This window comes from Streptomyces sp. NPDC093801, assembly GCF_040701585.1.
Taxonomy (GTDB): Bacteria; Actinomycetota; Actinomycetes; order Streptomycetales; family Streptomycetaceae; genus Streptomyces.
Genome location: NZ_JBFBDP010000052.1, coordinates 42,096 through 51,738, shown reverse-complemented (window position 1 = coordinate 51,738; position 9,643 = coordinate 42,096). Strand labels below are relative to the sequence as shown.

Genomic DNA, 9,643 nt, shown 5'->3' with positions numbered 1-9,643 from the left:
AGGGCGTCCACGGCCCGGGGGCGGCCAGCAGCGCGGCCGGATCGCCGGCGGGCCCGGCCACCTCGGCCAGCCGCCCGCCCACCGGGTCCCCGTCGCCCCGCCCTCACAGGAAGTCATGGCAGACTCGCGGCGATGGACATATCAGGGGCGAGAATCCGGGGGCTGCGGGCCGCGCTGTTCAGCGCGCTCGTCGTGCTGCTCTCGGCGGGCTCCCACGTGCTCCTGTCCCGGGTGCCGCTGCCGCCCGCGCTGATCGGCGGCGCCTTCGCCGGGGTCTTCGCGATCGCCTACGCCCTGGCCGGCCGCGAACGGGGCTTCGGGCCGATCGCCGGACTGCTGGTCCCGCTGGAGCTGGGGGCCGACACGGTCTTCACCGCCGGGCAGCGCGTCTGCTACGGCCCCGCCGGCGGGCCGGTCTCCGGGCCGCTGCACGCGCTGGGCCTGGACGGGCTGTGCGGCGGGGACCCGGTGGGCGGGCGGCTGGCCGAGGTGGCCGGGCCCGCCGGCGATCCGGCCGCGCTGCTGGCCGCCCCCGGGCCGTGGACGCCCTGGCTGCTGCTCGGCGCGCACGTCGGCGTCGGGCTGCTCGCCGCCGCCTGGCTGCGCCGCGGTGAGCGGGCCCTGGTGCGGCTGCTGCGGGCCGTGGCCGCCTTCGCCTTCCGGCCGCTGCTGCTGGCCGCCGCCTCGGTGGCGGCCGGGCCCGGCCGGCCCCGGCGGGCGCTGCGCCCGCCGCTTCCCGGCGCGGCGGCCCGCACCCGCTTCCCCGCGCACTCCGTGGGCCGGCGGGGACCTCCCGTACGGACGGCGCTCGCGAGCGCCTGACCGTACGCAGGACAGTCCCCTCCCACCCACCTCCCACGGAGATCACCATGAGTTCCCGCAACAGCCAGCAGAACAAGGCCGCCGCCCGCGAGAAGCTGCGCGTCGAGCGCGAGAAGCAGGCGAAGAAGGACAAGGCCCGCCGCCAGGTCTTCGTCGCCGTCGGCGTCGTCGCCGCCCTCGCCCTGGCCGGCGGCGTCGGCTACGCGGTCGTGCAGTCCAACCAGCCCGGCCCCTGGGACAAGGCCGCCACGGCCACGCTGGTCAAGCCGAAGAACACCGAGGGCGAGGACGGCCTGACCGTGGTCATCGGCAAGCCCGAGGCGAAGAAGACCCTGGAGCTCTACGAGGACCCCCGCTGCCCGGCGTGCGCCGCCTTCGAGCAGTCGGTCGGCGAGCAGGTCAAGAAGGACGTGGACGCGGGCAAGTTCAAGCTCCGCTACTTCGGCGCCACCTTCATCGACAACGGCGCCAAGGGCGAGGGCTCGAAGAACGCGCTGAGCGCACTGGGCGCGGCGCTGAACGTGAGCCCGCAGGCCTTCCTCGACTACAAGGCCGCCCTCTACTCCAAGGCGCTGCACCCCGACGAGCGGACCGACAGCTTCGCCAAGGACGACTACCTGCTGAAGGTCGCGGACACCGTCCCGGCCCTCAAGGGCAACGCCGAGTTCAAGAAGGCCGTCGAGGACGGCACCTACGACCGGTGGGCGATGGACATGTCGAAGGCCTTCGACAAGTCCGGCGTGACGGGCACCCCGACGCTGAAGATGGACGGCAAGAAGATCGACACCCCGGCCACCCCGGAGGCCTTCACCGCCGCGATCGACAAGGCGCTCGCGGGCTGACCGGCCGCCAGGCGGGCCCTTCCGCCGCATTACCGCCGATATCGGGCGGGCGAACTCCCAAAGTTCGCCCGCCCGTTGTCGTTCAATGACTGTTCCCGGCCACATACCGATCAGTAATATGACCACCCGTGACCAGTCATCTCACCCCCCTTTCCCCTGCGGCGGACTCCGCCGCGGGCGCGGCGAACCCGCGCCGCCGCACGGTCGTCCTGGCCGCCGCCGCCACGGCGGCCCTGGCGCCGATCGCGCTGGGCGCCACCACCGCCCGGGCCGCCGGGTCCGCCCCCGCCTTCCTGCACGGCGTCGCCTCCGGCGACCCGCTGCCCGACGGCATCCTGCTGTGGACGCGCGTCACCCCCACCCCCGAGGCCGTCCCCGGCTCCGGCCTGGGCCCGGACACCGCGGTGGGCTGGGAGGTGGCCGAGGACAAGGCCTTCTCCCGCGTCGTCGCGCGCGGCTCCGCCACCGCGAGCGCCGCCTCCGACCACACCGTCAAGGTGGACGTGCGCGGCCTGCGCCCGCACACCCCGTACTGGTACCGCTTCACCGCCGGCGCCACCGTCTCCCCCGCCGCCCGCACCCTGACCGCCCCCGCGGCCGAAGCGAACACCGCCGGCGTGCGCTTCGGCGTGGTCTCCTGCTCCAACTGGGAGTCCGGCTACTTCTCGGCGTACCGGCACCTGGCCGCCCGCACCGACCTCGACGCGGTCCTGCACCTGGGCGACTACATCTACGAGTACCAGACCGGGGAGTACCCGGCGGCCAAGTACGTCGTGCGCCAGCACGAGCCGAAGAACGAGATCATCACGCTGGCCGACTACCGCACCCGGCACGGCCAGTACAAGACGGACCGCGACGCCCAGGCGCTGCACGCGGCCCACCCCATCGTGGCCATCTGGGACGACCACGAGTTCGCCGACAACGCCTGGTCCGGCGGCGCCGGCAACCACACCCCGGCGACCGAGGGCGACTGGGCGGCCCGCGCGGCCGCCGCCAAGCAGGCGTACTTCGAGTGGATGCCCGTGCGCGCCTCCATCGCGGGTACCGTGTACCGTCGCCTGCGCTTCGGCAGCCTGGCCGACCTGCACCTGCTGGACCTGCGCTCCTTCCGCTCGGAGCAGGTCAAGGCCGGCAGCGGCGCGGTGGACGACCCGGAGCGCACCATCACCGGGCGGGCGCAGCTGGACTGGCTGAAGGCCGGCCTGGCGGGCTCCACGGCCACCTGGAAGCTGGTCGGCACCTCGGTGATGATCTCACCGGTGGCCTTCGGCTCGCTGCCCGCGCACCTGCTCCAGCCCCTGACGCACCTGCTGGGCCTGCCCGAGGGCGGGCTCGCGGTCAACACCGACCAGTGGGACGGCTACACGGACGATCGCAAGGAGCTCCTGGGCCACTTGAAGGACCGGAACATCAAGAACGCGGTGTTCCTGACCGGCGACATCCACATGGCCTGGGCGAACGACGTCCCGGTGAACATGGCCACGTACCCGGGTTCGGGCACGGTGGCGACCGAGTTCGTGGTGACCTCGGTGACCTCGGACAACATAGACGACACGCTGCACGTGCTGCCGCACACGGTCTCCCTGGTGGCGGAATCGGCCATCAAGGCCGCGAACTGGCACGTGAAGTGGCTGGACATGGACTCGCACGGCTACGGCGTGCTGGACGTGACGGCCGAGCGCTCGCAGATGGACTACTACGTGGTCTCGGACAAGCGGCGCCAGGACGCGACCTCGTCCTGGGCCCGTTCGTACCGCACCCTGAACGGCACGCAGAAGGTGGAGCGGGTCGACCAGCCCGTCCGCTGATCTTCCTGACGAACCGTCAAATCTGTTGTGCGACGGGGCTCCTGGTGCAGACCAGGAGCCCCGGATGTACCCCAGGCAACAAATCTTTAACTTCCGGGTACTTGCGAAGTGAATGACATGCACACATAAACTTCCGGCCAGCGTGAGGAAATACCTCACCCCCCACCACGCTTGCCGAGGAGTCACCGTGCGCGCTGCTGCCCGCATATCCCCCCTTCTCCGCCGCCGCCTCATGGGTACGGCCGTCCTGGCCTCCACCCTGGCGTTCGCCCCGCTGACGGCCCCCACCTCCGTCGCCGCGGCCCCCAAGACCGGCGCCGAGGCCTGTGCCGAGCAGGGCTCCGCCCCTGCCAACGCCCGTGTCGCGAAGCCCAAGGACAACCACGCGGCCGAGCCCAACGAGCTGTCCGAGGCCCAGACCAAGGCCATGGACGCGGACCTGACGAAGAAGCTCAGCCAGATGCAGCTGTCGCCGCAGCAGGTCTTCGGCGCCCGCGAGGGCGTCGCCTCCGTGGCGGCCGCCACCACCATCCCGGTGTACGTCCACGTGATCACGAACGGCACCCAGGGCAAGCTGACCGCCACGGACATCACCAACCAGATCAACGTCCTGAACGCCGCCTACAGCGGCAAGGGCAACGGCAACGTCGACTCCGGCTTCCAGTTCTCCCTGGCCGGCACGGACTACACCGACAACGCCACCTGGTACAACGTCTCCGACGGCACCCAGGCCGAGACGGACATGAAGAACGCCCTGCGCAAGGGCGGCAAGAACGCGCTCAACCTCTACACCGCCAACCTCGGCGGCGGCCTCCTCGGCTGGGCGACCTTCCCGAGCTCCTACGCCTCCGCCCCGAAGATGGACGGCGTGGTCATCCTCAACTCCTCGCTGCCCGGCGGCTCCTCCGCCAACTACAACGAGGGCGACACCGCCACCCACGAGGTCGGCCACTGGATGGGCCTGTACCACACCTTCCAGGGCGGCTGCTCGGGCAGCGGCGACTCCGTCGCCGACACCCCGGCCGAGAAGAGCGCGGCCTTCGAGTGCCCGACCGGCCGTGACTCCTGCACCACCAAGGCCGGTGTGGACCCGATCCACAACTTCATGGACTACACGTACGACTCCTGCATGTACCAGTTCACCGCCGGTCAGGTGTCGCGCATGAAGAGCATGTGGAGCGCCTACCGCGTCTGATCGCGCGCACCGCTCCGCACACGACGGGGCCCGGCGCTCGGCGCCGGGCCCCGTCCGCGTCCCCTACAGGCTGTCGAGGAACGCCAGCGCGATCCGCCAGACCTCCCCGGCGGCGTCCGCGTCGTAGTCGTCCAGGTCGGGGTCCGTGAACAGGTGCCCGGCACCCGGGTAGCTGTGGATCTCCACGTCGGCCCCGGCCCGCCGCATCCTCAGGTACCAGGCGGTCAGCCAGTCGTGCGTCTCGAAGGGGTCCGGGTCCGCCATGTGCAGCTGCACCGGCAGCTCGTCGGCCGAGGCGCCGTCCTCCAGGTCCGCCGTGCCGTGCAGGAGCAGCAGCCCGCGCGCCTTGTCGTCGGCCAGCGCCAGGTGCTGGGCGACGGAACCGCCGAAGTCGAAACCGGCGTAGACCAGGCCCTGGTCGGAGAAGGGCGCCGAGGCCAGCACCGCCCGCTTGAGCAGCTCGTCGCGGCCCACCTCCTCCAGGTGGGCCACGCCCTCCTCGAACGTCTCGAACGTACGGCCCTCGAAGAGGTCGGGCACCTGGACCCGGTGTCCGGCGGCGCGCAGCCGGTCGGCCGCCGCGTGCACCGCGGGCCGCAGCCCGTACGTCGAGTGGAAGAGCATGATGTTCATGTGTCCCATCGTGCCATTGCCCGGCGGAGGGAGGAGTCCGGCGGCGCCCGGTGGATAGGTTCTCCCCCATGGAGATGGAGAACGTCCTGCGTCCCGCCGCCGTCGTCTGCGCCGCACTGCTCCTCACCCTGCTCGCCGGCCGGCTCCTCGACCTGCTGCTGCGCCGGGCGGACGCCCGGCATTCCGAGACCCCGCTGTGGGGGCTGCTGCGCCGCTGCGTCCCGCCCTTCCGGCTCGTCCTCGCCACGGCCGCGGTCCAGGCCGCGTACCGGCCGGCGCACGTCCTGCCCGCCCACGCGGGCGCCGTGGGCCACGTCCTGACCCTGGTGCAGATCGCCTCGACGGCCTGGCTGCTCGTCCGCATCGCCACCGCGGTCGTCGACTCCGCGTACGCCCGCTACGCCGCCTCGGCGCCGGACGACGCGCGGGTGCGGCGGGTGCGCACCCAGGTCGCGCTGATCCAGCGGGCGCTGACCGCCGTGGCCGTCGTGGTGGCCGCCGCCGCGATGCTGCTGACCTTCCCGGCGATGCGCACCCTCGGCGCCTCGGTGCTGGCCTCGGCCGGCGTCCTCGGCATCGTGGCCGGCATCGCCGCCCAGGCCTCCCTCGGCAACCTCTTCGCCGGGCTGCAGATCGCCTTCGGCGACACCGTGCGCATCGGGGACACGGTGGTCGTGGACAAGGAGTGGGGCACCGTCGAGGAGATCACCCTGACCTTCCTCGTGGTCCGCACCTGGGACGAGCGCCGCATCACGATGCCGGTCTCGTACTTCACGAGCAAGCCGTACGAGAACTGGTCCCGCGGGGGCTCCCAGATGACCGGGACGGTCCTGTGGCACCTCGACCACTCGGCTCCGGTCGCCCTGATGCGGGACAAGCTCGCGGAGGTCCTCAAGGACCTCCCCGAATGGGACGGCCGCACCGGCGGCCTGGCCGTGACGGACACCACACCCAGCACGATCGTGGTCCGCGCCGTGGTCACCGCGAAGGACGCCGGCGACCTGTGGACCCTGCGCTGCGCGGTCCGCGAGCAGCTGATCGCCTGGCTGGCGGCCGAGCACCCGCACACCCTCCCCCGCGTCACCGCCCCGGAGGCCGCCCCGCGCGACTAGTCCGTGTCTAGGCGCTCCGCAGGCTGCGGACGTCCAGGTGCCGCAGCACGCGGTCGACGATCTCCGGGTCGGCCCCCGGCTCGCTGCGGGCCGAGAGCACCTCGTGGCGGGCGGCGGACATCATCTCCCGCTGGATCCGCTGGACCTGCCGGATCCGCTCCACCCGCTTCGCGTACGCCTCGCGCCGCTCCTCGTCGACCAGGTCGGGGCTGATCCTCGCCCCCACGTCGTACGCGCGCCGGTACAGGATCTCGACCAGGTCCTCAGGGAGCTCCTCGACCACCTCGATCTCCCTGAGCCGCCGCTTCGCCGCCTTCGCCGCGCGCAGCGCGAGCGCCCGCTCGGTGTCCCGTTCGGCGTCCGTGTCCGCCTCGACCCCCAGGCGCCGCACCAGCCAGGGCAGGGTCAGCCCCTGGAACACCAGGGTCGCCATGATCACGGCGAAGGCGGTGAAGATGATCTCGTCCCGGTCGGGGAAGGGGTCCCCGGCGTCCGTCCTGAGCGGAATGGCCAGGGCCAGCGCCACCGAGGCCACCCCGCGCATCCCCGCCCACCACATCACCACGCTCTCCCGCCAGCTCAGCGGGATCTCCTCGTCGTAGTCGCGCCGCCCGTGGAGCTTCTTCGCCAGCCAGCCCGCCGGCAGCAGCCACGCCAGCCGCACGGCGACCACCACCACGACCACGGCGGCCGCCCAGCCGGCCATCTGCCACTCGCGGCCCTTCGCGACGCCGAAGACGTTGTGCAGCTCCAGCCCGATCAGCCCGAAGGCCACGCCGGTGACGAGGACGTCGATGACCTCCCAGAAGGTGTGCCCGGCCAGGCGCCCCAGCACGTCGTCGGCGTCGGTGGCGTACTCGGCGAGGAACAGGGCGGTGGTCAGCACGGCCAGCACCCCCGACCCCTGGAGCTCCTCGGCCACCACGTACGAGACGAACGGCACCAGCAGCGTCAGCCCGATCTGGAGGGTGGCGTCGCCGAGCCGGTCCATCAGGCGGTTCGTGGCCCAGCCGAGCGCGAGCCCGACGGCCACGGCGACCACCGCGGACAGGACGAACTCCCCGAGCGCGGCGGGCCAGGAGAAGCTGCCGCTGACCGCGGCGGCGATGGCTACGTGGTAGAGGACGATGGCGGTGACGTCGTTGAAGAGCCCCTCGCCCTCCAAGATGGACACCATCCGGCGCGGCAGCCCGAGCGACCCGGCCACGGCGGTGGCCGCGACGGGGTCGGGCGGAGCGACGAGCGCGCCGAGCGCGACGGCCGCCGCGACGGGTAGCCCGGGGACCACCGCGTTCGCGACGGCGGCCACTGCGGCGGTGGTCACGAAGACCAGGGCCACGGCCAGCAGCAGGATCGGCCGGACATTGGCCGCGAACTGCCGCCAGGAGGTGCGCTGCGCGGAGGCGTACAGCAGGGGCGGCAGCAGCAGGGGGAGGATGTACTCGGGCGGGATGTCCACGTTGGGCACGGCCGGCACCAGCGCCAGCACGACCCCGCCGAGGGTCATCAGCACGGGGGCGGGCAGCCCCAGCCGGTCCCCGAGCGGGACGGTGACGACGGCCCCGAGCAGCAGCACGAAGAGCAGAGCGAGCTGATCCACCCGCTACACCCTGCCAGGAGGCCGCGCCGCACCCGGGGATTTGGGCCCCCGCCCCGCAGGACCGCCTACTGGCTCTCGGCCCGGATCACGTCCAGGGCGTGCTGGAGGTCGGCCGGGTAGCCGCTCTCGAACTCCACCCACTGGCCGTCGGCCGGGTGCTCGAAGCCCAGCCGCACGGCGTGCAGCCACTGGCGGGTGAGGCCCAGGCGCTTGGCGACGGTCGGGTCGGCCCCGTAGGTCAGGTCGCCCACGCACGGGTGCCGGTGCGCGGACATGTGCACGCGGATCTGGTGCGTGCGCCCCGTTTCCAGCTTGATGTCCAGCAGCGACGCCGCCCGGAACGCCTCGATCAGGTCGTAGTGCGTGACCGAGGCCTTGCCGTCCTGGGTCACCGCCCACTTGTAGTCCGCGTTCGGGTGCCGCCCGATCGGCGCGTCGATGGTGCCGCTCATGGGGTCCGGGTGGCCCTGGACCAGCGCGTGGTAGCGCTTGTCCACGACGCGCTCGCGGAACTGGTTCTTGAGGGAGGTGTACGCGCGCTCCGACTTGGCCACGGCCATCAGGCCGGACGTGCCGACGTCGAGGCGGTGCACGATGCCCTGGCGCTCGGACGCGCCCGAGGTGGAGATCCGGTAGCCGGCCGCGGCGAGGCCGCCGATGACGGTGGTGCCGGTCCAGCCGGGGCTCGGGTGGGCCGCGACGCCCACCGGCTTCATGATGACCACGATGTCGTCGTCGTCGTGGATGATCTCCATGCCCGGGACCGGCTCGGCCACCAGCTCGACCGGCCGCGGCGGGGCGGGCATCTCGACCTCGAGCCAGGCGCCGCCGTGGACGCGCTCGGACTTGCCGACGACACTGCCGTCGACCGAGACCTTCCCCTCCGAGGCCAGTTCGGCCGCCTTCGTCCGGGAAAAACCGAACATACGGGCGATGGCGGCGTCGACGCGCTCGCCTTCCAGGCCATCGGGAACGGGCAGGGTGCGGATCTCGGGAATCGTACTCACCCGTCGAGTATGCAGGACTCGGCGGAAGACCATTCCCGCACGAGCCCCGCCCTCAGTCCTTGTGGACGGTGCCGTCCGGGTCCAGACCCCTGAAGGAGAGCAGGACGATCAGGATGCCGCCGCACACGATCGCCGAGTCGGCGAGGTTGAAGACGGCGAAGTGGGCCGGCGCGATGAAGTCGACCACCGCCCCCCGGAACACGCCCGGCGAGCGGAAGATCCGGTCGGTCAGGTTGCCCAGTGCGCCGCCCAGCAGCAGGCCCAGGGCGATCGCCCACGGCAGGCTGTACAGCTTGCGGGCCAGCCGGATGATGACCACGATCACGGTCGCCGCGATCACGGTGAAGATGATCGTGAAGGCCTCTCCGAAGCCGAAGGCCGCGCCGGGGTTGCGGATGGCGTCGAACTTCAGCAGGTTCCCGACGATCTCGATCGGCGGCTGGTGCTCCAGCCGGGCCACGACCAGCATCTTGCTGCCGAGGTCGAGGAGGTACGCCAGCACCGCCACGACGAGCAGCGCCGCGATCCGCCTGCGCCCGCGGGGCGCGGCGGGCTCCGACTGCGGCTCGGCGTCGTCCCCGACCTCCGGCGTACCGATGATGCGCTCCGCCTCTGCCACGTGAG

The 9,643-nt window shown here is 72.3% G+C and carries 9 protein-coding genes; 5 read left to right on the top strand and 4 right to left on the bottom strand.

Annotated elements, in window-relative coordinates; translation table 11 throughout:
• The first annotated feature begins 132 nt into the window (after nt 1-132).
• The 4 genes from AB0469_RS37760 (at nt 133) to AB0469_RS37745 (ending at nt 4,667) form a co-directional block, all read left to right on the top strand.
• Entirely contained in the window at nt 133-822 is a 690-nt protein-coding gene (locus AB0469_RS37760; protein WP_366456103.1) for a hypothetical protein, read from the top strand.
• Between the two features lie 47 nt (nt 823-869).
• Nucleotides 870-1,664 (top strand): DsbA family protein, encoded by a 795-nt coding sequence (locus AB0469_RS37755; protein ID WP_366456102.1) that lies wholly within the window; start codon nt 870-872, stop codon nt 1,662-1,664.
• Nucleotides 1,665-1,792: 128 nt separating this feature from the next.
• Nucleotides 1,793-3,472: an alkaline phosphatase D family protein gene (locus AB0469_RS37750; RefSeq protein WP_366456101.1), complete on the top strand. Its 1,680-nt coding sequence runs from the start codon at nt 1,793-1,795 to the stop codon at nt 3,470-3,472.
• 232 nt (nt 3,473-3,704) lie between these two features.
• Nucleotides 3,705-4,667 carry a zinc metalloprotease gene (locus AB0469_RS37745; protein ID WP_366456106.1) on the top strand — a complete coding sequence of 321 codons (963 nt, stop codon included), beginning with the start codon at nt 3,705-3,707 and terminating at the stop codon, nt 4,665-4,667.
• A 63-nt stretch (nt 4,668-4,730) separates the two neighbouring features.
• Here the strand turns inward: AB0469_RS37745 and AB0469_RS37740 are convergent, their stop codons facing one another.
• Nucleotides 4,731-5,309 (bottom strand): dienelactone hydrolase family protein, encoded by a 579-nt coding sequence (locus AB0469_RS37740; protein ID WP_366456099.1) that lies wholly within the window; start codon nt 5,307-5,309, stop codon nt 4,731-4,733.
• Nucleotides 5,310-5,374: 65 nt separating this feature from the next.
• Here AB0469_RS37740 and AB0469_RS37735 point away from each other — a divergent pair, with 65 nt between their 5' ends.
• Nucleotides 5,375-6,412 (top strand): mechanosensitive ion channel domain-containing protein, encoded by a 1,038-nt coding sequence (locus tag AB0469_RS37735; RefSeq protein WP_366456105.1) that lies wholly within the window; start codon nt 5,375-5,377, stop codon nt 6,410-6,412.
• A 7-nt stretch (nt 6,413-6,419) separates the two neighbouring features.
• On the opposite strand, the gene AB0469_RS37730 is transcribed toward AB0469_RS37735, so the two are convergent.
• The 3 genes from AB0469_RS37730 to lspA all read right to left on the bottom strand — a co-directional run bounded on the left by AB0469_RS37730 (nt 6,420) and on the right by lspA (nt 9,638).
• Nucleotides 6,420-8,012: a Na+/H+ antiporter gene (locus tag AB0469_RS37730; RefSeq protein ID WP_366456098.1), complete on the bottom strand. Its 1,593-nt coding sequence runs from the start codon at nt 8,010-8,012 to the stop codon at nt 6,420-6,422.
• A 65-nt stretch (nt 8,013-8,077) separates the two neighbouring features.
• Nucleotides 8,078-9,019 (bottom strand): RluA family pseudouridine synthase, encoded by a 942-nt coding sequence (locus AB0469_RS37725; RefSeq protein WP_366456097.1) that lies wholly within the window; start codon nt 9,017-9,019, stop codon nt 8,078-8,080.
• Nucleotides 9,020-9,071: 52 nt separating this feature from the next.
• Nucleotides 9,072-9,638: a signal peptidase II gene (lspA, locus tag AB0469_RS37720; RefSeq protein WP_366456096.1), complete on the bottom strand. Its 567-nt coding sequence runs from the start codon at nt 9,636-9,638 to the stop codon at nt 9,072-9,074.
• Nucleotides 9,639-9,643: the final 5 nt, after the last annotated feature.

Bases quoted from the DNA above. Each gene is read 5' to 3' on its own strand.
- AB0469_RS37745 (WP_366456106.1), top strand. From the start codon at position 3,705: ATGGGTACGGCCGTCCTGGCCTCCACCCTGGCGTTCGCCCCGCTGACG.
- AB0469_RS37740 (WP_366456099.1), bottom strand. From the start codon at position 5,309: ATGGGACACATGAACATCATGCTCTTCCACTCGACGTACGGGCTGCGG.
- AB0469_RS37760 (WP_366456103.1), top strand. From the start codon at position 133: ATGGACATATCAGGGGCGAGAATCCGGGGGCTGCGGGCCGCGCTGTTC.
- AB0469_RS37735 (WP_366456105.1), top strand. From the start codon at position 5,375: ATGGAGAACGTCCTGCGTCCCGCCGCCGTCGTCTGCGCCGCACTGCTC.
- AB0469_RS37755 (WP_366456102.1), top strand. From the start codon at position 870: ATGAGTTCCCGCAACAGCCAGCAGAACAAGGCCGCCGCCCGCGAGAAG.